General features: G+C 36.3%; 19 protein-coding genes and 3 tRNA genes. 13 read left to right on the top strand and 9 right to left on the bottom strand.

Going from position 1 to position 21576, the window contains the following annotated elements:
- The first annotated feature begins 805 nt into the window (after positions 1-805).
- The 4 genes from E0W73_RS19510 to E0W73_RS19525 are packed head-to-tail and all read left to right on the top strand — an operon-like array spanning position 806 to position 5934.
- A complete protein-coding gene (locus E0W73_RS19510; protein ID WP_162847734.1) occupies positions 806-1735 on the top strand; it encodes a DUF4625 domain-containing protein in 930 nt (309 codons plus the stop codon).
- A gap of 28 nt (positions 1736-1763) precedes the next feature.
- Positions 1764-2240, top strand: a complete 477-nt coding sequence (locus E0W73_RS19515) for a DUF4625 domain-containing protein (protein WP_135223720.1) — start codon at positions 1764-1766, stop codon at positions 2238-2240.
- Between the two features lie 6 nt (positions 2241-2246).
- On the top strand, positions 2247-4673 hold the full coding sequence (locus tag E0W73_RS19520; protein ID WP_162847735.1) for a TonB-dependent receptor: 2427 nt from the start codon (positions 2247-2249) through the stop codon (positions 4671-4673).
- A 46-nt stretch (positions 4674-4719) separates the two neighbouring features.
- A complete protein-coding gene (locus E0W73_RS19525; RefSeq protein WP_135223721.1) occupies positions 4720-5934 on the top strand; it encodes a hypothetical protein in 1215 nt (404 codons plus the stop codon).
- A gap of 55 nt (positions 5935-5989) precedes the next feature.
- Here E0W73_RS19525 and E0W73_RS19530 read toward each other — a convergent pair whose 3' ends face one another.
- The 6 genes from E0W73_RS19530 to E0W73_RS19555 all read right to left on the bottom strand — a co-directional run bounded on the left by E0W73_RS19530 (position 5990) and on the right by E0W73_RS19555 (position 9431).
- The gene (locus tag E0W73_RS19530) at positions 5990-6811 is read right to left on the bottom strand and encodes a phospholipase A (RefSeq protein ID WP_135223722.1); all 822 of its coding nucleotides are present in this window, start codon (positions 6809-6811) and stop codon (positions 5990-5992) included.
- Between the two features lie 107 nt (positions 6812-6918).
- The gene (locus E0W73_RS19535; RefSeq protein ID WP_135223723.1) at positions 6919-8106 is read right to left on the bottom strand and encodes an MFS transporter; all 1188 of its coding nucleotides are present in this window, start codon (positions 8104-8106) and stop codon (positions 6919-6921) included.
- Positions 8107-8241: 135 nt separating this feature from the next.
- On the bottom strand, positions 8242-9033 hold the full coding sequence (locus tag E0W73_RS19540; RefSeq protein WP_135223724.1) for a Fic family protein: 792 nt from the start codon (positions 9031-9033) through the stop codon (positions 8242-8244).
- 137 nt (positions 9034-9170) lie between these two features.
- Positions 9171-9244, bottom strand: a tRNA-Arg gene (locus tag E0W73_RS19545).
- A 14-nt stretch (positions 9245-9258) separates the two neighbouring features.
- Positions 9259-9333: transfer RNA gene (locus tag E0W73_RS19550), tRNA-Pro, on the bottom strand.
- A gap of 14 nt (positions 9334-9347) precedes the next feature.
- Positions 9348-9431, bottom strand: a tRNA-Ser gene (locus tag E0W73_RS19555).
- A 240-nt stretch (positions 9432-9671) separates the two neighbouring features.
- Here E0W73_RS19555 and E0W73_RS19560 point away from each other — a divergent pair.
- From E0W73_RS19560 to E0W73_RS19570, 3 genes are all read left to right on the top strand, one after another.
- Positions 9672-10850 carry an acetyl-CoA C-acyltransferase gene (locus E0W73_RS19560; protein WP_135223725.1) on the top strand — a complete coding sequence of 393 codons (1179 nt, stop codon included), beginning with the start codon at positions 9672-9674 and terminating at the stop codon, positions 10848-10850.
- A 67-nt stretch (positions 10851-10917) separates the two neighbouring features.
- Positions 10918-11679 (top strand): C40 family peptidase, encoded by a 762-nt coding sequence (locus E0W73_RS19565; protein WP_135223726.1) that lies wholly within the window; start codon positions 10918-10920, stop codon positions 11677-11679.
- Between the two features lie 16 nt (positions 11680-11695).
- On the top strand, positions 11696-12754 hold the full coding sequence (locus E0W73_RS19570) for an SMI1/KNR4 family protein (protein ID WP_135223727.1): 1059 nt from the start codon (positions 11696-11698) through the stop codon (positions 12752-12754).
- A gap of 308 nt (positions 12755-13062) precedes the next feature.
- Here the strand turns inward: E0W73_RS19570 and E0W73_RS19575 are convergent, their stop codons facing one another.
- Entirely contained in the window at positions 13063-13908 is an 846-nt protein-coding gene (locus E0W73_RS19575) for an AraC family transcriptional regulator (protein ID WP_135223728.1), read from the bottom strand.
- A gap of 116 nt (positions 13909-14024) precedes the next feature.
- Here E0W73_RS19575 and E0W73_RS19580 point away from each other — a divergent pair, with 116 nt between their 5' ends.
- From E0W73_RS19580 to E0W73_RS19595, 4 genes are all read left to right on the top strand, one after another.
- A complete protein-coding gene (locus tag E0W73_RS19580; RefSeq protein ID WP_135223729.1) occupies positions 14025-15011 on the top strand; it encodes an aldo/keto reductase in 987 nt (328 codons plus the stop codon).
- Positions 15012-15485: 474 nt separating this feature from the next.
- A complete protein-coding gene (locus E0W73_RS19585; RefSeq protein ID WP_135223730.1) occupies positions 15486-16091 on the top strand; it encodes an NAD(P)H-dependent oxidoreductase in 606 nt (201 codons plus the stop codon).
- Between the two features lies 1 nt (position 16092).
- A complete protein-coding gene (locus tag E0W73_RS19590; RefSeq protein WP_135223731.1) occupies positions 16093-16371 on the top strand; it encodes a putative quinol monooxygenase in 279 nt (92 codons plus the stop codon).
- A 144-nt stretch (positions 16372-16515) separates the two neighbouring features.
- The gene (locus E0W73_RS19595; RefSeq protein ID WP_135223732.1) at positions 16516-16983 is read left to right on the top strand and encodes a DUF3291 domain-containing protein; all 468 of its coding nucleotides are present in this window, start codon (positions 16516-16518) and stop codon (positions 16981-16983) included.
- 129 nt (positions 16984-17112) lie between these two features.
- On the opposite strand, the gene E0W73_RS19600 is transcribed toward E0W73_RS19595, so the two are convergent.
- Positions 17113-17820: a class I SAM-dependent methyltransferase gene (locus E0W73_RS19600; protein WP_135223733.1), complete on the bottom strand. Its 708-nt coding sequence runs from the start codon at positions 17818-17820 to the stop codon at positions 17113-17115.
- A gap of 309 nt (positions 17821-18129) precedes the next feature.
- On the opposite strand from E0W73_RS19600, the gene E0W73_RS19605 reads away from it, so the two are divergent.
- The gene (locus E0W73_RS19605) at positions 18130-19011 is read left to right on the top strand and encodes a LysR family transcriptional regulator (RefSeq protein WP_135223734.1); all 882 of its coding nucleotides are present in this window, start codon (positions 18130-18132) and stop codon (positions 19009-19011) included.
- Between the two features lie 306 nt (positions 19012-19317).
- Positions 19318-20607 (top strand): DUF2130 domain-containing protein, encoded by a 1290-nt coding sequence (locus E0W73_RS19610; protein ID WP_135223735.1) that lies wholly within the window; start codon positions 19318-19320, stop codon positions 20605-20607.
- Between the two features lie 157 nt (positions 20608-20764).
- On the opposite strand, the gene E0W73_RS19615 is transcribed toward E0W73_RS19610, so the two are convergent.
- Positions 20765-21538: an META domain-containing protein gene (locus E0W73_RS19615; RefSeq protein WP_135223736.1), complete on the bottom strand. Its 774-nt coding sequence runs from the start codon at positions 21536-21538 to the stop codon at positions 20765-20767.
- Between the last annotated feature and the right edge of the window lie 38 nt (positions 21539-21576).

A 21576-nucleotide genomic window follows, 5' to 3' on the forward strand; every position in this document is an offset into this window, starting at 1 on the left:
AATAAGTATTCTATATTTGCAATACTTAAAATTATGCACTGATTCATTAGAATGAAAAAGAAATTAAAATTTATTAATCTTCTTATGCCGCTGGTAGTACTATTTGCGATACTATTTCCAGCCATACATTCTTACGAGCATATTCAGTCTCATGATTCTTCGCATAAAATTGTAAAACAGTACCACAGCGACAAAACAGAATTCAAAAAGCACCACCACTCCAATGAGGAATGTGCGATTTGCCACTTCAAATTCAGTCCAATTGGTACCTTTTCGTTCGTATCTTTTAGCTTTTACAAAGTTGCGGACATTTCATCAAAGGTTTGTTTTTATTTCAAATCGTCTTCATCCTTTTTCAAAGGATCGTTGTTTGCACTTCGTGCGCCCCCAACCATTTAGTCAGGTATTCACTTTTCTCTGAAATAGGACTACAATCTCTACTTTTTGATAAAAAGAAATTTCTTTGTGATTCTAATCTACGAGCTGGATTGGGCATAAATATTTATTCATTTTTAACGGAAATTACATCTTTTCAAAAGAAACAATTAATCAGTTACACAACTGATTAACAGCATTGTAAACTTATTTCACATCTATCGAGAGCAATACATTCTGTCAGTTTTGGCCGAATCGAATTGGTTCTGAATACTTCCTTTCCTTTTCTCATTACGAATCTTGTTTACAAGCAATCGCTGTTTTTGTTTTTTGGTTACAAATCAAAAAACAAATAAAACTTTCCTGTTCGTTTTTCTCCCATTCGTAACCCAAATTATATATGAATACAATTAAAATCAAATCAGAAAAAATGAAAACTACAAAAATCCTCATTGCTTTTCTCGTCAGTGCTTTTGCATTTACAGCTTGCGATAATGACGACAATCCAAACGAAACAGAAACCGCCAAGCCAACAATCGATAAAATCGAACTTGGACTGGGCAATAATGAAATTGGCACTATTGGTGAAGATTTCCATTTTAATGCCGAAGTGATTGCTGGAGATAAAATTGAAAACGTACAAATTAAAATTCAGCAAATCGCTGGAGAAAACTACAGCAAAGTCTGGTCTCATGAAATCAGCTGGCCGCAATATGCAGGAGCAAAAAACACAACTATTCACAAGCATTTTGACATTCCGTCTGATGCCGCAGAAGGAAAATATGATTTCATTATAATCATAACCGACCAAAACGGCACCAAACTCGAAGTAAAGAAAAACCTCAACATTTATGCAGCGGGAAATCTTCCTGTAAATCCAACAGCTACTGTTTTTACCGTATTCCAGAATGATAACTTTTTCTTTAGAAAAGGAAAATACTATCAGGAAGGCGCCAGTTTTAAAACAGCTGATGTTTTTTCTTCTCAGGTGAGTATTAGCGGTGTTAAAGGAGACGGAATTATGTATTTGCTTTTAATCAATAAAGCTGCAAAACACAAACCAGAAAGTGTCGACCAGATTGATTTCAGCAAAGTAATCGTTTACGATGTTTACGAACATAAAAACATGACAGAAGTCGGCACATTTACCAATACGCCAATCGATGCAAATTTTACTGTAGTCAGACAAATGCCAGTACTTAAAATTGGTGCCGCAAAAGACAACAACAGTCCTAATCCGCAGGATATTACAGGAACACGAGCTTGGGCAACTGGAGATTATATTTACCTGGCTGTTTATAAAAACACAACGTACAACATCAATTTTTCACAAGTTATAGATGTTCCTGTTTCATTATAAACTTATTTAAACTGTAAAATTTCTCCCTATGAAAATCCTAAAATTTATTTTAAGCCTTTTGGCTAGCACCTTTTTTCTTGCGTCATGCGAAAGCGACACTTCTGAAACCGATAAAGAATATCCTGTCATCGATAATGCTTTTCCAAATGCCTTCCCGATACAGTGCAGCGAAATTAAGCGCGGGCAGAAAATAACGTTTAGAGCAAGATTTAGCGACAATGCAGAGCTGGGTTCGTACAGCCTCGACATTCATCATAATTTTGATCATCATACGCATAGTACAGAAGTCAACAATTGTATTGCAGATGCTGTCAAAAAACCTGTAAACCCGATGCTTTACATTAATTCAGCAACCATTCCTTCTGGACAAAAAACTTACGAAGCAATTCAAGAAATAAACATTCCTTCAGATATCGATCTTGGAGATTATCATTTTATGATCCGCTTGACGGATAAGGAAGGATGGCAGACCATTAAAGGTTTAAGTATAAAAATTATAGAATAGATTTTAATGCCGAAAAATAAATCAATCCAATTACTGACTTTCTGTTTAATGCTTTTTTGTCTTGCATCTGTTTCAAAAACCTCGGCACAAACCGTTCGTTTATCTGGAACTGTATTTTCTAATGAACGTAAACCTCTGGAAGGCGCTTCTGTTACTGTTTTTCCTGCAAGAATCAGTACTGTAACAGACAAAAACGGCAACTTCATTTTAAATGGAATCCCGAAAAACTCCATAAAATTAACCGTTCGCTTTTCGGGTTATGCTGTCTATGAAACTAAGCTCAAAATGGAAAAAAACGAAATTATCGTTTCGGATATTTTTTTGCTTCCAGAAGTAAAAGAATTGCAAGAAGTGGTTGTTTCCGAAAGTTATGAAGGTAGGCGAAAAAAAGAAGAATCATTAAACATTGAAACCGTAAACAGCAGTTTCATCCAGCGCAATCTTGGCGGAAGCCTGATGCAGTCCTTACAGCGTCTGCCAGGCGTAAAAACGATTTCCATTGGCTCGGGCGGTTCAAAACCGTTGATCCGTGGACTAAGTTTTAATCAGGTTATTGTTGTCGAAAACGGAATTAAGCATGAAGGACAGCAATGGGGAGCAGATCACGGTCTTGAAATTGATCAGTATGCTGTAAACCGCGTAGAGATTATTAAAGGGCCGTCTTCCTTTATGTACGGTTCAGATGCCATCGGCGGTGCGGTAAATATAAAACCAGTACCTGTTCCTGCAAAAAATGTTTTAGGTGGGAACATTGATTTTACCGGAAAAAGCAACAATGAACAATTTGGAGGATCGGTTAATCTTTTTGGGCGTAAAGAAAAATGGTTCTTCGATACTAGAATGACCGTGATGGATTATGGCGATTATCGGGTTCCAACAGACACCGTGCATGTCTATAATTATGCCGTTCGATTGTATAAAAATCAGTTGCGAAACACGGCTGGCCGCGAATTTGATTTACACGGAAGCGCTGGTTTTGTAAGCGAAAAATTCAAATCGATAGTATACTTCACCCGAGTATATACGAAAAGCGGTTTTTTTGCCAATGCCCACGGACTTGAGCCTCGCAATGTAGATGCTGCGCTTCATGATAAATCGAGCAGGGATATTTTGATGCCTTTTCAGGAGGTAACGCATCATAAAATAAGCAATACAACTTCTTTTGATGTCGGAAATCATCAAATGGAAACACAAGTAGGCTTTCAGAAAAATTTTCGCCGCGAATGGAGTCACTATGTTAATCACGGTTACATGCCACCTATTTATCCTGATGACATGTATGCCCCTCAAGATTTAGAAAGACAGTATGACAAAGAGGTATTTTCTATTGCAGTTAAAGATCAATTTTCGCTGAATAAACATCAAATTACAGTCGGAGCTAATGCCGAAAAACAACAGAATTCTATCAATGGTTGGAGTTTTTTGATTCCTGCTTTCACGCAATTCAGCAGCGGTATTTTCGTGTATGATAAATTGCAATTGAATGAATTGTGGTTGCTCCACGGTGCGGTACGTGCAGATTATGGCAAGATCAAGATGAAACAATATGCAGATTGGTTTCCGAGCGAAATCACAGAAAACGGCCAGACAACTCAAGAATTTTTAAAACGTTCAGAAAATTTAACGAAGCAGTTCAGCAGTTTCAACTGGTCGGCGGGAGTCAATTACTCTCCAGGAGCGTTATCCGTAAAAGCCAACCTTGGAACCAGTTTTAGAATGCCGATTGCTAAAGAATTGGCTTCAAACGGCGTCAATTATCATTACTTCAGATTTGAAAAAGGAAACGCTGATTTAAACCCAGAGCGTTCTTATCAATTTGATTTAGGTATAGAATGGCAGGCTTCTAAATGGTCGGTACAGCTGAGTCCGTTTTTTAATTATTTTCCGAATTATATATACCTTAATCCAACTTCGCAACATGACATTTACTATGGTGCAGGAAACCAGGTTTTTGAATATCAGCAAAGCAAAGTGATGCGATATGGCGGAGAATTGCAGACTCGTTATCAGTTACTGCAACAGCTAAGCGTCGAGATTCTGGCAGAATATCTTTATTCTGAACAGCTGTCGGGAAGCAAAAAAGGCTACACACTGCCCTTTTCTCCTCCCGCATCTGTTTTGTTTGGAATGACATACAACCCGGAAATTAAAAACTTAAGAGATACCTATATTTCTGTTGATTATCGATACACAGCACCGCAACACCAAATTGTACCGCCAGAGAAAAAAACGGATGCGAGCAACGTGATAAATCTAGGATTGGGAACCAAAATCAGATCTGGTAAACAAGATTTGATTTTAAGTCTTCAGGTTCAAAATCTGTTCAATACTCGTTATCTCAATCACACGAGCTTTTATAGATTGATTGAACTTCCTGAAGCGGGCCGAAACATTATACTATCACTTAAGCTTCCTTTTTTATTAAGTAATTAATCCTTAAAGAATAATAAATACAAATACTAATTTAAAATCCATTACAATGAAAAACAATTATTTCAAGCTGGTTTACTTGGCTGCATTATCCTTATTTGCCGTTTCTTGCAGCAATGACGACGACAATACTAATGAAATTCCAGAAGAAGCTCTTTTAGAATACAAACATATCAGGGTTTTGCTTTCTGACGAAAAAACAAACGAACTGACATTGGTAAATCCATCTGAAGCTACGACAGCTTCTTTTAATGCAAAATTTGCAAAATCTTCGCTTTACACAACAGAATCGGGAAGATACGCCGGAATTATACACCGTACAGACAATACCGTCGAAACTTTTGATACTGGCCTAGAAAGCCATGGTGATCACGTTGATATAGACGGACTTCCGAAGTTTGGTGCCTTAACAGGACAGTCACTACTTCCTACTCACTTTAAAAGCAAAATTGGAGAATTATTGACTTTTAATGATGGAGACGGAACGCTTTCTGTTGCCAAAGAATCTGAAATTAATACAGCTGGAGCTAAATTTAAAACAATCAATGCTGGTCTTTTGGCACATCATGGCGCTATGGCTTCGTTTGCAAACGGAACCTATGCCATAACCGAAAAAGACAATACAGTTGCCGGAACACTTCCTGAAAAAGTGAAAATTATTGATAATACGGGAAAAACTTTGTTTGAAGCGGCGCTTTCTACAAAGGGAATTCACGGAAATGCTTCAGACGGAACTTACGCTGTTTTCGGATCTGCCAGTGGCGTTTTGGTGGTCGAGAGCAGCGGAAAACAAAAACTTATTGCGTTTCCTGAAGATTTTGGAACGGCTTGGTTCGGAACAATTCTGGAAACTGCTTCTAAAGGAAAATTCATTGGATACACTGCCGCAAAAGGCGCTTACTTGATTGATGTGGTAAACCAAACCATCAATCCGATTCTTAAAAACACTACTATCATGCAGTGTAAAACAAGTTACGATAAAAGCAAATTGGGTGTTTTATTGCACTCGGGTGAATTTAAATTATTCAGCTTAAACAGTTTGCAGGCAGAAAAAGAAGGAAAAGTAATTTCTGAAACTGCGACAGATGCAACCTCAAAACCACAAATGCAGCTGACAGAAAATTTTGCTTACATCACTTCTCCATCAACAGGTGAATTATTGCAACTCAACCTGACAGACATGAAAATCGCTAAGAAAATAAAAGTTTCTGCAACTCCTTACACGATTACGGTTCTAGGATTTGAAAACAGCAAAAGTCACTAAAATTTATTTTTATTGAAACATCAAAAAGGCATACTTAAACCGTATGCCTTTTGTTTTAAAAAATCCCCATATTCTCAGGTTTGATTGTAAAGCCTAAACGAATCATACTCTTATGTTCCTGATAATCAATTAAGCTTTCGGTATACCCTACAAACCATTGAAGCGTAAGATAATAATTTTCGTTTTTGTACGGACGCCAGTTTAATTGTGTCTGAAGAGATCCGTAGTTTATGAGGCCGCTTCCTTTCCTGAAAAGAACATCGGCGCTCCAACGGCCTGGTTTTATCAAATAAGTGGCGCTGGCTTCTCCGTAACCTACATATTTTGTAAGTCCGGGATTGTCGTCTTTATCCACTAAAGGAATCCAGCCCCTGAGTCCAACTGTCCATCTTGGAGAAACCTGCGATTTCAACGAAAACGCAAGCATATTCCAAGTTCTGGAATAAATGGAATCTCTTCCATTTGATTCATGTTCTAATGAAACTGTTCCGTAAGTCAGCCTTCCTCCTTTCAAATAAAAAGGACGAACAATGGCAATACCTGGATTAAAATTAATCTCTGAAAACGGTTTTGAATTCGCATAAATATCCCAAAAAGCTTTTTGAGTATACATTAAATAAGGAAAAAAACCGCCCCATAAAGGTTTAGACCGCAATCTGAGTTTAAAACTCACCTGATATTTTACATCGGCAGTATTTCTGGTAATATCCTGATCAAGCGGAATACCTGTTAAAAAGTAATTATCACGGTGAACGGAAAAGCTGTTTTCTTTTAATAATGAATCTGCGGCGCGGAAATTTTTCTTCTCCTCTACAATTTGCGAATTGGATTGGATGGAAAACAAAATGAAAAAAACAAATAGATATTTAAAGTGCATTTAGTATAAAATTTGACGTTATTTTTTTAAGCCTTTTACACTAAGTTACATTATTTTATGAATCAATTAAAAGTTTCAAATCGTTTTTTTATTGTTGAAATCCCGCTTTAATCTTTGGGTTCGATTTTCTTAGTGGCTTTCCTCTTCCAATAAGAAAGATAAAGAATTCCCAAAAACAGAACTAGAATATCTGCTTTTATGATTTGCGGTATACGAGCAATTTGGTCGCTGTAATAACTTCCGCCAAGCAATGCACCAAGCCCTATTCCTAATTCCATAGAAATATACATTGTCGCAATCGCTTTTCCGCGATGTTGCGGATTACTTAAATCTATTGTCCAGGCATTGATTGCTGGTGATAATATACCAGTTCCAATTCCGTATATCGCAGCGCCTGTTAACAAAACTGCGATGCTGCTGCCTTCGCTAATCGTAAACAAAGCAATAGAAGTTATAAGAAGGCCGACTAAAATAACATTTGTTCTTCCGTGCCTATCAGAAACTTTTCCAGCTCCAAACCGAACCAAAACCGAAGCGACTGTAAACGCCGTAAAAAAGACTCCTTTATTTTGTGCTCCGATATGTTCACTCCAATCCGGAATTAAAGTCAGTATAAGTCCGTAAGCCGTGTAAGAGAAAAAAGTAATGACGCCTGCAGGAAGCGCTCCTATGTCTATAATATCTTTTCGTCCAATATAAAACATTGACTTATGAAGTTTTTCTTTTACTTCTAATGTTTCTTTCATGTTCATTACAATGACAATCGATAAAAAAGCAAGAAATGAGGAACTGTAAAACATAACATCAATTCCGAACGTATTAACTATCATGCCACCCAAGGCAGGACCTAAAGCACCGCCGATACTAAAACATAATCCGTGCATTCCTAGAGCTTCTCCCCAACGTTCCTGCGGAATAATATCTGCTACATAAGCAGAAGTGGCCGTAGGCTTAAAACCTGTAGAAAAACCATGAACCAATCGCAATAATAAAAATCCGGAAACAGAGCTCAAAATCGGATACAGAAATCCGCAAATCAGACATACTACAGAACCAACCGCCATTACGGGAACTCGCCCCCATTTGTCAGTTAGTTTTCCGCTGAAAGGACGCGATATAGCAGCCGTAAGCGTAAACAATGAAATGATAAATCCTTTATATTCTGCACCACCCAAACTGCTTAAATAACTAGGCAATTCCGGTATAATCATATTAAAACTTGAAGAGAACAAAAGAGAACTCAAACAAAGCAAAATGAATTGAAGGGTATAAATAGATTTCTTTTTTTGTGGCATTGACTTTAAGAAAGGAATAGTTGAGATTGCAAAGATAGATTTTCTTTTTTCTGTTGGTTTTTTAAAGTGCTCATAATGGTAAACAAAAAAGCCACTCTATTTTTGAGCGACTTAAATAAAAGTTTTAGAATTAGATTAAAAAAGAAAACTAAATCCTTTATTTCCTTTAGATGAAAATCCATCTTCAAATTTCCTCATTTCAGTTAAAAGATATTTTTCGTATTGGTCTTTCATAAAATTTCTAAAGATGTCAATATTATCTTCGTTTCTTGTATCAATTAGTGCTTGAATATATTCTTGTTTGTCTTCACTATTAACAATTGCCAACGGAAGACCATAAAATGCTTGTATATAATTCATCAATAATCTTGAAGTTCTTCCGTTACCATCATAAAAAGGATGAATGCTTACAAGATTAAAATGTGCATCAAATGATAAATACAATTTTTCATCAATTGTCAAATCATCATTCATTTTTTCACTTATAAATTTAACCAGCTCATTAGTTAATCTTTCAACTTTATCAAAATTTGGGAAATAAGAAACACCTGCAGAAACATTTCCCTTTCTAAACATTCCTTTACTGGCATCTATTTCTCCAAAAATTGTATTGTACACACCTCCTGTACTTTTCATTACAGAAGAATTAATTTCCTTAATCAGTTCAACAGAAACAGGTGTTTTATTGTTTGCTTTGTCAATTATAAAATGAAGTGCTCTAAAATGATCAGTAACCATTAAAGTATCATTCAGAGGTTTTCCTTTGGGAGTTAGACCATCGTCTAAAAGGATTTGGGTTTCCAGTTCCGTTAGAGTCGATCCTTCAATTTTTGTAGAATGGTGACTAATCGAAATCAAATTGAATTTCTCGTAATGCAATACATCAGTAATTCCTAAACTTTTATATTTTAATATAAGAGATTCCATTGATTTGTGGTATTAGAAAAGTTGATTATAAAAATACAATTCTAAAATCAATTAAATAACAACTTTATCAAAATCATCCATAAAACTGAGCTAGATTGCAGCAAACAAAAAAGCCACTCGATTGGAGTGGCTTTTTGTGAACGCAGAAGGATTCGAACCTTCGACCGCCTGCTTAGAAGGCAGGTGCTCTATCCAGCTGAGCTATGCGTCCATTATTTCAAAGTGTCGGGGTGGCAGGATTCGAACCTGCGGCCTCCTGCTCCCAAAGCAGGCGCGATAACCGGGCTACGCTACACCCCGAGGCAAAATTTAAGCGGAGAGACAGGGACTCGAACCCTGGCGACGGTTACCCGTCGACAGATTAGCAATCTGCTCCATTACCGCTCTGGCACCTCTCCTTGCTCAAGGAATTGCTTCCCGTTTTGCGAGTGCAAATGTAGAACAACATTCCATATCTCACAAGCTTTTTTACGCTTTTTTTTATTTTTTTTGAATCTTTTTTTTAAAACACTTCACAATCAAACGAATAGAATTAACAAAAAATTCACCTTAAATTTAAAATTCAGCCCAGCAGACACAAAATTTGAAATTATTCAAATAAACAGTAAATTTGCTTACTAACTATTATTAAACAGAACATGAGCAAAAGAGTTGTTATCGTTTCTGCCGTTAGAACACCTATCGGAAGTTTCATGGGAGGGTTATCTACGGTACCCGCACCAAAATTAGGAGCTGCTGCCATAAAAGGAGCGCTTGAAAAAATTAACCTTGACCCAAAATTAGTCGATGAAGTTTTCATGGGTAATGTAATTCAGGCCGGAGTTGGACAAGCACCAGCTCGTCAAGCAGCACTTTTTGCTGGTTTGTCTGAAGAAGTTGCTGCAACAACAGTAAACAAAGTTTGTGCTTCTGGAATGAAAGCCGTTATGTTTGCCGCTCAGGCAATCGCCTGCGGAGATGCTGAAATCGTTGTAGCGGGAGGAATGGAAAGCATGAGTTTGATTCCTCATTACGTACAAATGCGTGCCGGAAACAAATTTGGTCCAGCAACTTTGCTTGACGGAATGCAAAAAGACGGTTTAACAGATGCTTACGACAACAACGCAATGGGAGTTTGCGCTGATTTGTGTGCAACTGAATACAAAATAAGCCGTGAAGAGCAAGATGCATTTGCAATTCAATCTTACGAAAGAAGCGCAAAAGCTTGGGATGCTGGAAAATTCGACAATGAAGTTGTTCCTGTTGAAATCCCTCAAAGACGCGGCGAACCCATTATCTTTTCTAAAGATGAAGAATACACAAATGTGAAATTAGATAAAATTCCTTCGTTAAGCGCTGTTTTTACAAAAGACGGAACTGTGACGGCAGCAAACGCTTCTACAATCAATGACGGAGCTGCTGCTTTGGTTTTGATGTCTGAAGAAAAAGCAAATGCATTAGGATTAAAACCTTTAGCATACATAAAAGGTTATGCAGATGCTGCGCAAGAGCCAAAATGGTTTACCACAAGTCCTGCAAAAGCATTACCAAAGGCGTTAGACAAAGCGGGAATTTCAATTTCAGATGTTGATTTCTTCGAATTCAATGAAGCTTTCTCTGTTGTGGGATTGGCCAATTCAAAAATATTAAACCTTGATAACGATAAAGTAAACGTTAACGGTGGCGCTGTTTCGCTAGGACATCCTCTAGGAGCTTCTGGAGCGCGTATCATCGTAACTTTACTGAATGTTTTAGAACAAAACAATGCAAAAACCGGAGCTGCAGCAATCTGCAACGGCGGCGGCGGAGCATCTGCAATTGTTATCGAAAGAGCTTAACACAATATCCTAAAAAATCAGGAGTTATAAAATTAGCTCCTGATTTTCAACTTATAAATTTCCTTAGATGTTTGGAATTTGCAATTTAGCCATAGTACCCGTTCGTGCCGAAGCCAGCGATAGAAGCGAAATCGTTACCCAGCTTTTGTTTGGCGAGCATATCGAAATTTTAGAACGCCAAAATCAATGGGCGCGAATCAGGATTCAATTTGATGATTACGAAGGCTGGGTTGACTCTAAGCAATATCAGGAAATTACCAAAGAGCAATTTGATCTGTTAAGCAAAGAGGCCATTATTCTAAATGCCGATTTGATTGATTACATCACGGCACCGAATAACTTATTGCTCCCGATTCCGCTTGGAGCATCTTTATCCTTCTTAAATAATAACGAAATAAATATTTCAAACTTTGATTTCGAAGGAACCAAAACCAGCGGTATAAAACCAAAAAGTGCGTTGATTAAAACCGCTTTTATGTATTTGAATGCTCCGTATTTATGGGGCGGAAAAACACCTTTCGGCATAGATTGCTCCGGTTTTACCCAAATGGTTTACAAACTAAACGGGTACAAAATTCACCGTGATGCGTCGCAACAGGCGCTTGAAGGCGACCCTTTAAGCTTTATTGAAGAATGCGAACCTGGCGATCTGGCCTTCTTTGACAACGAAGAGGGAAACATTACGCACGTGGGCATTATAATGGACAACAATTACATCATTCACGCAAGTGGAAAAGTTCGTATTGACCGTTTGGACCATACCGGAATCTACAATCCTGAATTAAACAGGCACACTCATAAACTTCGCGTAATCAAGAAAATTATCTAACTCTAAAAAAGCAAAAATGACAAAACTTGAATTATCCAATACAGGCTTTCAGATCAACAATGTAAACATCGAATTCCCAATTGATATTACGGTTTTAAAACAAGCTTTAGGAGACTACAGGTACAGCAAAAAAAAATACAACCATATTTATACTTGGGATGATGCAGGGATTATGGCTTTTTCTAAAGAAGGAGACCAAGCCGAAAGTATGGGAATTGAATTAGAACTTCGTGATTACGATTTTTGTGCAAAAAGCATTTTTACAGGCGAATTTATTTTTGACGGACAGGAATTATTTCAATATTACGAAAACAATAAAAGCCAGCTTGTAAAACTTTTTAAAGGAGACCGAAGCGGCGCTTTCATCCTAAACGGAATCAGTGTTTGGTTTGACAAGGAAGACGGAAAAATTACCAGCATCAGCATTTCTGCATACGAAAAAGAAGAAAAGCCAAAAAAGGTTTCGGCAACAATTGACCCAGAATTTGAAGCATATAGACCTTTATGGCAGGAATGGATTTCTGAAATCAATAAAATTGTCAGCACCAACAATGATTACTACAATCTAACAGACGGCATTTCTACAGAAGATATTAACCAACATTCAGAATTAGAAGAAGGCATTAAAATACCGCCTGCATTAGTAAATTTCTACAAAGTTCAAAATGTAGACTACGATGCAGTCACTTCTGCTTTTCAGATTTTAATCAATAATTGGCCGTATGAACTTATTCCGTTTCAAGATATTGCCGAGGAATGGAATTCAATTCAAGATCTACAATTTGATGAAGACGATTTACCAGAACAGGAAATTGACTTCGAAAAAATCAATACAGACAATTACGCAAATCCAAAATGGATTCCTTTTGCTACGGGAAGAAATGGAGATTATTTACTTTATGACACCGATCCAGCCGAAAAAGGAAAATTTGGACAAATCATAGAACTTCAGAATGAATCTTGGGAAAGAAACATCGTTGCAGATTCTTTAGAAGAATTAATTCAGAATGAAATCAATAATTTAAAAGCAGGCAAAACCGAGCATTTTGATTTTATTGTTGGTAAAGAGAATTAAAAGGACAAGGATAAAACTGATTCGCTATGCGAAAACGCAGATTTACACGGATTTTTTATTTTTTTTCTCTCGCAGATTGAGCAGATTAAGCTGATTTATTTTGAAATCTTTTTAAATCTGCTAAAATCATTTGAAATCTGCGTGAAAAAAAAGAATCTATTTGACCCTCATAATCTGTGGCAAAAATAATCCGTCCAATCTGCCCAATCTGCGAGAGAAAATTAATAAGCAAAAAAATCATTTTTAATCCACTTAATCTGTGGCAAAAAAATTAGTGCAAATTCGAGAAATTTGCGGCAAACCCAAAATCAAGCACTCAACCGAATCGTCTTTCTAAACTCAGACGGGCTATAGCCTTTTTGTTTTCTAAAAAATTTATTAAAATGGCTTTCATCCGTGAAGCCAAATTCATACGCAATTTCGTTAATTCGTTTATCGCTGAATTGCAAACGATGTTCAATCAGTTTTGTTTTGTAATTACTGATATATTGCTGCATCGTCTCACTGGCGTGCTTTTTAAAATAACGACCTAAATACGTATTCGAAATTCCGAAATAATCGCTAATCGATTCCGCTTTAATCTTTTCAGGATAGTAAATATTATTCTGAATGTATTGCAGAATATCCATTGCTTTAGCTTCTGTATTTATGGTCACTTGCTCAGGCAGATATTTCGCAATATTTCGCGCCACAATTATAATCAGCGTATTGACCAATTGCTGAATCAATTCCTGATTGTAAACATCTTTATCCTGATGTTCTCGGCAAATTGCTTCAATCATCACTTTTACCAGACATTTATCCGGATCATTTTTCAGAATACAGCCCGGCTGATGATTCGCATTTTGAAGAATATATTCCAACCGCTGAATGTTTTCGTTCTGCAAACTTGAGTTTTTCAAATAAATATCATTAAACCTCAAAAAGAAAAACTTTGTTTCGGTTTCAATGGTAAAATTATGGCAATCTTCTGGTGTTAATAAAAACAAATGTCCTGGATCGTATTCAAAAATGTTCTTATTGATGCATTGTCTCCCCGTCCCTTCTAAAATATAAACCAGTTCGAAAAAATTATGGCGGTCTCCTACGTCTGGATACTCACTAAGCGTTTCAAAAGAAACCGTAAAAGGCTCGTATAAGTTTTCTTTTTTCATAATTCAAATTATTAGGAAGGTGCAAATATACCTAAAAAAGACAAAAATATACCAAATAATAATCTTAAAAACAGTATAATTTTGCTTCGTTAATTTTAAACATAAAAATCACAATCATGGAATATAGAAAATTAGGCAACTCAGAATTAGAATTATCAGCTATTACATACGGTGCATTTGCTATTGGCGGAACCATGTGGGGCGGAACAGAAAAGAAAGATTCAATCGAGTCAGTTCAGGCTTCAATCGACCACGGCGTTACCACAATCGACACTGCTCCTTTTTACGGATTTGGTTTAAGCGAAGAAATGATTGGCGAAGCCATAAAACCTTACGATCGCTCTAAAATTCAGTTATTGACTAAATTCGGTTTGGTTTGGGACGGAAGCAACAACGGAAAAGGCGATTACTTTTTTGATGTTGACGACAATGGCAAAAAAGTTCCGATTTATAAATATGCATCAAAAGCAAACGTAATCAAAGAAATCGAAGAAAGCTTAAAACGTCTTCAAACCGATTATATCGATTTGTTGCAAATTCACTGGCCAGACAGCACAACGCCAATTTCGGAAACTATGGAAGCCGTTGAAACCTTAATCCAACAAGGAAAAATCAAAGCTTTTGGAGTAAGTAATTATAATATTGAACAAATCAAAGAAGCTCAAAAAACGGTTCCGATTGCTTCTGATCAAGTAACGTACAGCATGTTAAACAGAAGTATTGAGAAAGACTTGCTTCCGTTTACCATTGCAGAAAACATCGGCATCATCGCTTACAGTCCGATGGAAAGAGGTTTATTGACAGGAAAATATTTCACCGACAGTAAATTAAAAGAAAACGACCACCGCAACGGTTATTTCGGAAAATTCGATTTACAGAAAGTAAAAACTTTAATCGAAGAACTAAGTTCACTGGCAAACGACAAACATATTTCTATCGCACAATTGGTATTGCGCTGGACAACATTACAAAAAGGAATCGCAATTGTATTGGCTGGAGCAAGAAATGCAGAACAAGCCATCTCAAACGCCAAAGCAATTGATTTCGATTTAGCAGCTTCAGAACTTACTTTTATTAATGAAGCGCTTTCTAAGCTAGACTAATTCTCTTTTAATCAAATAGGAACATAATAAGCATAATTTGTCATTTCGACTGAAAGGAGAAATCACACCAGAAACTCTACAATATATATCGCCAATCTTTGTCGAATCCCTAGTGTGATTTCTCGTTCCTCGAAATGACAAACTTTGAGAGCTATGTGTTAGAAACTAGTTTCTTTCAATTCCCTTACAAGAAAGAAAAATCTATGCTTCTATGTGTTTAAAAAAATCTCAACAATTAAAATAATTTGGGTGTGCCCCTCCGGGTCGGGTTTTCGGCTATATCTTTTGGTCCATTTCATTTCACAAAAGGATACCGCCTCAATCCCTCACACATCCGTTTTCAAAAGAAAGAGTCATATCTCAATTTAGACAAATAAAACCTTTGCGACTCTGCGTCTTTGCGAGACTAAAAAAATAAAGAAAAAATGCGCCTTTAATTTCAATACAAAGACGCTCATAAACCCAACAATAAAAATGAAAAAGATATTTATAATCAATGGCGGACAAAAATTCGCGCATTCAGGCGGGAAATTCAACAAAACAGTTCAGGACTGGACAACCGAATTTCTTTCCAAAAACAACGAATACGAAATAAAAACAACTCACGTAGAAGACAATATTGATCTTGATGCCGAAGTAGAAAAATTTGTTTGGGCAGATGTAATCATTTACCATACACCAGTTTGGTGGTTTCAATTGCCAAACCTTTTCAAAAAATACATCGACGATGTTTTCACAGCAGGACACAACAACGGAATCTACAAAAGCGACGGAAGAAGCCGTGTAAATCCAGACATCAACTACGGAACTGGCGGACTTTTACATGGACGCAAATACATGCTTACCACAAGCTGGAATGCTCCTGCAACTGCTTTTACACTTCCTGGAGAATTCTTCGAAGAAACTTCTGTTGATGACGGCGTAATGTTTGGTTTCCACAAAATGAACAAATTCACCGGAATGGAAAAACTGGACGGTTTTCATTTCCATGACGTAGAAAAAGGTGCTACACCAGAAAATATAATTATCTTTAAAGAAAATTACACCAAGCACTTAGAGCAAACTTTTAAAAACTTATAATATGATTTCAATTACAGCAATTTTAAAAAGTAAACCAGAGCATTTAATTGAAGTTCAAAATATGCTTACACATTTAGTATCAGAAACTAGAAAAGAAGCCGCATGTATTCGTTACGATTTACACACTTCAGAAAATGTTTTTATTCTTTGGGAAGAATGGAAAGACCAACCAGGATTAGACTTACATAACAATCAGTCGTATTTACAAGAATTCATCAAAAAAACAGAAACGCTGGTTTCAAGCCCAATTCAAGTTTACAAAACAGCTCAGATTTTATAAGCTTAGTTAGCCACAAATTGCACAAATTCTCACAAATTTCTTTTTTTCTCTTAGAATAAAAATTAGTGGAAATTTGTGTAATTCGTGGCTAAAAAATTATTCAGAAAAAAGCTAAATTGCCTAAAATTCAGAAACATATATTTTATGAGCAAATACCATCTTGCCGAAATCAATATTGCCAAAATGAAAGGAGTCGACATCAACGATCCGATCATGAAAGAATTTGTAGACAATCTAGACACTGTAAATAAATTAGCGGAAGAAAGCGAAGGTTTTGTCTGGAGACTAAAAGACGATAACGACGGTTACAATGCTACAAGTCTGAATCCGTATAATGATGAGCAAATCATCATTAATGTATCGGTTTGGGAAAGCATCGAAACATTGGAACATTATATGTACAAAACTTTTCACAGCGAATTTCTTAGACGCCGAAAAGAATGGTTTCAAAAATTCGGAAAAGCCCATACCGCCATGTGGTGGATTCCCGCAGGACAAATCCCAACCATGGAAGAAGCCGTTGAAAAATTAGACTACCTCCAAAAAAATGGTCCATCAGAATTAGTTTTTGATTTAAGAACTAAATTCCCAGCTCCTAAACAAATCGCATAATTGTTTGTTTGCCACAAATTACACGAATTTCCACAAATTTTTATTCGCTGAGAAAAAATTAATTCGTGAAAATCCGTGTAATTGCTTCGCCAGTTCGCTACCGCTCGGGTCGTGGCTATAAAAAAACCTTTACTTAATTCCGCCAAAAGCCCCAAAACACATATTCTTATGCAAAATTTCAACTTTTGAGAAACCTACTTTTTTCATCAAATCCAATTGGTAATTCATAGATCTAGGCGAATCTTCTTTTTCGATATAATCCAAAACTTTCTGACGATACTCTGCCCCTCCTATTCCTTCCAAATATTCGCCGTAACGTTGCCAAGTATATTCATTTAGCAATTCTGTGTCTTGCGTAATTAAGTCCGAAATCATTAAACAGCCTCCTGGTTTCAATAATTTAAACAACTTTGTAAAAGTAGTTTCCCAATCCTGATCATCTCTCAAATGATGCAAAACTGCACCAGCCAAAATAATATCAAAACTGTTCTCTGCTAAATCTACTTCCCGAATATCACCTTGTTTGATTTCGACTTTTCCATTGGTTTCTGCTGAAACTCTTTCAAAAGCTCTGTCTAACATCGGCAAACTCAAATCGACCAAAGTGCAATTTAAGTTTGGCACTTTAGACAACATCATCAAAGTGTAATTTCCAGCTCCACAACCTATGTCCAACACGTTTTTAGCATTAGGAACAATTCGTTTAGAAGCTTCGGTAATTAACTCTAAAGAAATAGTGGCATCAATTGTGGCGACTTGTCCCGTTTCTAAATTTGAAAACCGTTCGACATCATTGTCGAATCGTTCTTTGATTTCTTGAATAGTTGATTTTTTCATAGTCTTTTGTTTTTTTTTAAACTCTCGCAGGTTCAGCAGATTTAGGGGATCTTTTTGCTATTATATGATCGGAATATTTGTGATTAAGAATGATTTTAATAAAATTAATTAATAATCTGCCCTATCTGCTAAATCTGCGAGAGAATTGTTTTTCTTTTAAAGTTAGAGGTTATTAGTTAAGAGTTATGTGTCATTTCTTTCACGCTTAACTCATAACATTTAACTCTTAACTACTAAAACCAAAACTACCTCTTTCATAAATACTTTAAAAATACTATTTTTATCAATTAATAATACTTTAAAAGTATCATGGAATTACGTCACTTAAAATATTTTTTGGCTGTAGCCGAAGAATTGAATTTTACCAAAGCCTCAGAAAAACTCTTTATTTCGCAACCGCCATTAAGTCGGCAAATTGCAGAATTAGAAGAAGAACTCCAGGCAAAGCTTTTCATTAGAAATAATAAAAAAGTCGAATTGACCGAAGCTGGAAAATATTTCGAAAAAGAAGTAAAAAACCTTTTTCTGAATCTCGAACGCATTTCATTAAAAACAAAAAAGATAGGAGAAAATGTTTCGGGCGAATTCAGAATTGCTTACATCAGCTCGATTTATTCTGCTGTCATTTCAGATTTAATCAAACATCTTAGAGCGCAGTTTCCCTACGTAAATTTTAAGCTTTTCGAAATATCCACTACCAAGCAAATTGATGCTTTGGAACAAGGAAAAATCGAAATGGGTATCATCAGGTCGCCTATTCATTCTCCAAAAATAAAATCACATTTATGGTTTAAGGATGGATTTTCATTGGTTTACAATAAAAAAAACGTTCAGATAAAATCGGAAAACGAGATTTTAAAACTGAAAGACGAAACGTTTGTTTTCTTCAACAAAGACTACGCACCGCATTATCATGAAGTTTTATTGGAATTGTGCGCTTTTTATGGCTTTACGCCTAAGATTATTCATGAAGCGAACAATATCAACTCCATCGTACAATTAGTCAAAAACGGATTGGGAATTTCGATTGTTCCTTCAAACATTTCCAAAAACAATCAAGATCCTGAGATTGGTTTTATTGAATTGAAAAAAGTGAATTTAAAAACCGATGTTTCGATTATTACTTCAAGAGAAGATAATTCTGATATTACACGATCTGCTGTTGCTTTTTTATTGCCACAAAGGCGCTAAGGCGCAAAGTTTTTCTGCACTAAATGCCTACATATAGTTTGTCATTTCGACTGAAAGGAGAAATCACACTAGTTTGTCGACAAAGATTGGCGATTCTCTTTGCAGAGCTTCTCGCGGAGATTTCTCCTGCGTCGAAATGACAAACTGTATGGATAATGTGATAACATAAAAAAAACTTTGCGTCTTAGCGCCTTCGCGGCCATAACAAAAAATCGTTACAATTTAGTACAGAAATCCGTATCACAAAAAGAGAACTTTTAAATATCTTAGCGAATTCAAATTTTACAATAAAAATTTCAATATAAAATGGCTGAGCAATCTTCAATTCAGTGTCCAAACTGCGGAACTCCTATCGATGTAAATGATGTTTTGAAACATCAGTTGGAAGATAGTATCCGTAAAGAATTTCAACAAAAAGCCAATATTCAGAACCGTGAATTAGAGCTTAAAAACGAGCAATTCGAAAAAGCCAAAGCCGAATTTGAAGCTAAAAAGAAACAGGAAAACGAACTTTTTGCAGAGCGTTTAGAGCGTGAGAAAAAAACAGCCGAAAAAGAAATCTCAGAAAAACTAAAAGCCAAACTTGAAGAAGAAAACAAAGACCGATTGCTTTTAATGGAAAAAGAACTCTCTGAAAAATCTGAAAAAATCAGGGAACTAAATAAAATGGAAGGTGAAATCGCCAAATTGCAACGCGAAAAACTGGAAATGAAAGAAGCGATTCAGGCCGAAGCTGAAAAGCAGTTAAACGCTCAATTGGCATTGGAACGTGAAAAAATCAGAAAACAGGAAGACGATAAAAACGAGCTGAAATTTAAAGAACTTCAGAAACAGCTAGAAGAACAAAAAAAGCTGACCGAAGAAATGAAACGCAAACAGGAACAAGGTTCTATGCAATTGCAAGGCGAAGTAATGGAATTGGCAATCGAAGAATGGCTGGCCAACAACTTCCCTCTTGACAGTATTGACGAAGTTAAAAAAGGTGCAAACGGCGCCGACTGTCTGCAGATTGTAAACACTCGCGAACATCAAAACTGCGGTTCTATTTATTATGAAAGTAAAAGAACCAAAGCTTTCCAGCCTTCTTGGATAGAGAAGTTTAAAAATGATATCAGAACCAAAAGAGCCAACATTGGCGTTTTGGTTACCGAAGTAATGCCAAACGGAATGGAGAGAATGGGCATGCGTGACGGAATCTGGATTTGTACTTACGAAGAATTTAAAGGTTTGAGTGCGGTTTTGCGTCAGTCTTTAATTCAAATCAATCAGGCTGTACAAGCGCAGGAAAACAAAGGCGACAAAATGGCGATGTTGTACGATTTTTTAACCAGCAACGAATTCCGTTTGCAGATTGAAGGAATTGTAGAAGGTTTCACGCAAATGCAAAATGACTTAGATTCTGAAAAAAGAGCCATGCAGCGAATCTGGAAACAACGCGAAAAACAAATTGAAAAAGTGGTTCATAATACTTTAGGAATGTATGGCTCGATTCGAGGCATTGCCGGAAATGCGGTTCAGAGCGTGAAAGCTCTGGAATTGGATTTTATTGAAGGTGAAGAATCCGAAGATGAAGAACCTAAGGAATTGTTTGAGTAATAATTTTTCACATCAAGTTTGTCATTTCGACTGAAAGGAGACCCGAGCTATAGCGAATAGGCGAAGCAAATCACACGCGGGATTCTACAAAGATTGGCGACATACTTTGCGGAATTTCTTATGTGATTTCTCCTTTCAGTCGAAATGACAAAAAAAACTAATCCACTTTCTTAAAAACCACCAATTTACCTGAAGGATTCGACAAAGTCAATTGATTATTTCCAATAGAATACGTTGTTGTAGCCTGCAAGGCTTTTAAAAAATCGCCTTCTTTATTTCCTTGGGGACAAGCCATTAGAGTTGAAACAACTTTTGTAAAACGCAGCAGATCTTTTTCAAAAAAGATTTGACCTGTTATCGAATTGCATCCGCCATATCCCATAAACTTATTTTCTGCCGAATTAATTTCAATTCTTGGCATTTCCTTCTGAAAATCCGTTTGAAAAACTTTATAACCGTTTAATTCTTCCAAAACCCAAATATCATGAAGACGATAATCGGTCAGATATTTTCCGCATCCGCTTAGTTTCTTTGCTTCTAATTCCGAATTATTTTTGATTTCGACTTTTACGCTATAAGGATATATGGCACCAGACATAGAATCTTGGCAATCCAACTGCTGAATCGTAATCGTTGCCGAAACATTTTCATTAGTTACTTGATACATTTTCACAGTGGCATCCATTGCTCTAGTCGCATCAACTGCTGGAAAAATGATTTTTTCTTTGCCCGGGATTAATGAGGTAAAAACGATTTCCTCATTCCCAATTTTGATTCCCCAAAACGGTTCGTTTCCTGTTCCTTTAAAATAATATTTTAAATCTTCTTCTGTAGAACTTATTGAAGTTGTTCCACTAGATTCTTTGTTTGCTGTCGTCTTACAGCCTATCATTAAAAATGATATTAACAATATTGAGAGTATTTTTTTCATGAGATTCTAGTTTAAAAAGTGCTTTATTTTACAAAACA

The organism is Flavobacterium foetidum (assembly GCF_004634245.1).
GTDB classification, from domain to species: Bacteria; Bacteroidota; Bacteroidia; order Flavobacteriales; family Flavobacteriaceae; genus Flavobacterium; species Flavobacterium foetidum.

Bases quoted from the DNA above. Each gene is read 5' to 3' on its own strand.
- E0W73_RS19535 (WP_135223723.1), bottom strand. From the start codon at position 8,106: ATGCCACAAAAAAAGAAATCTATTTATACCCTTCAATTCATTTTGCTT.
- E0W73_RS19570 (WP_135223727.1), top strand. From the start codon at position 11,696: ATGACAAAACTTGAATTATCCAATACAGGCTTTCAGATCAACAATGTA.
- E0W73_RS19520 (WP_162847735.1), top strand. From the start codon at position 2,247: ATGCCGAAAAATAAATCAATCCAATTACTGACTTTCTGTTTAATGCTT.
- E0W73_RS19530 (WP_135223722.1), bottom strand. From the start codon at position 6,811: ATGCACTTTAAATATCTATTTGTTTTTTTCATTTTGTTTTCCATCCAA.
- E0W73_RS19605 (WP_135223734.1), top strand. From the start codon at position 18,130: ATGGAATTACGTCACTTAAAATATTTTTTGGCTGTAGCCGAAGAATTG.
- E0W73_RS19615 (WP_135223736.1), bottom strand. From the start codon at position 21,538: ATGAAAAAAATACTCTCAATATTGTTAATATCATTTTTAATGATAGGC.
- E0W73_RS19580 (WP_135223729.1), top strand. From the start codon at position 14,025: ATGGAATATAGAAAATTAGGCAACTCAGAATTAGAATTATCAGCTATT.
- E0W73_RS19525 (WP_135223721.1), top strand. From the start codon at position 4,720: ATGAAAAACAATTATTTCAAGCTGGTTTACTTGGCTGCATTATCCTTA.
- E0W73_RS19610 (WP_135223735.1), top strand. From the start codon at position 19,318: ATGGCTGAGCAATCTTCAATTCAGTGTCCAAACTGCGGAACTCCTATC.
- E0W73_RS19575 (WP_135223728.1), bottom strand. From the start codon at position 13,908: ATGAAAAAAGAAAACTTATACGAGCCTTTTACGGTTTCTTTTGAAACG.
- E0W73_RS19565 (WP_135223726.1), top strand. From the start codon at position 10,918: ATGTTTGGAATTTGCAATTTAGCCATAGTACCCGTTCGTGCCGAAGCC.
- E0W73_RS19595 (WP_135223732.1), top strand. From the start codon at position 16,516: ATGAGCAAATACCATCTTGCCGAAATCAATATTGCCAAAATGAAAGGA.
- E0W73_RS19600 (WP_135223733.1), bottom strand. From the start codon at position 17,820: ATGAAAAAATCAACTATTCAAGAAATCAAAGAACGATTCGACAATGAT.
- E0W73_RS19510 (WP_162847734.1), top strand. From the start codon at position 806: ATGAAAACTACAAAAATCCTCATTGCTTTTCTCGTCAGTGCTTTTGCA.
- E0W73_RS19540 (WP_135223724.1), bottom strand. From the start codon at position 9,033: ATGGAATCTCTTATATTAAAATATAAAAGTTTAGGAATTACTGATGTA.
- E0W73_RS19560 (WP_135223725.1), top strand. From the start codon at position 9,672: ATGAGCAAAAGAGTTGTTATCGTTTCTGCCGTTAGAACACCTATCGGA.
- E0W73_RS19590 (WP_135223731.1), top strand. From the start codon at position 16,093: ATGATTTCAATTACAGCAATTTTAAAAAGTAAACCAGAGCATTTAATT.
- E0W73_RS19585 (WP_135223730.1), top strand. From the start codon at position 15,486: ATGAAAAAGATATTTATAATCAATGGCGGACAAAAATTCGCGCATTCA.
- E0W73_RS19515 (WP_135223720.1), top strand. From the start codon at position 1,764: ATGAAAATCCTAAAATTTATTTTAAGCCTTTTGGCTAGCACCTTTTTT.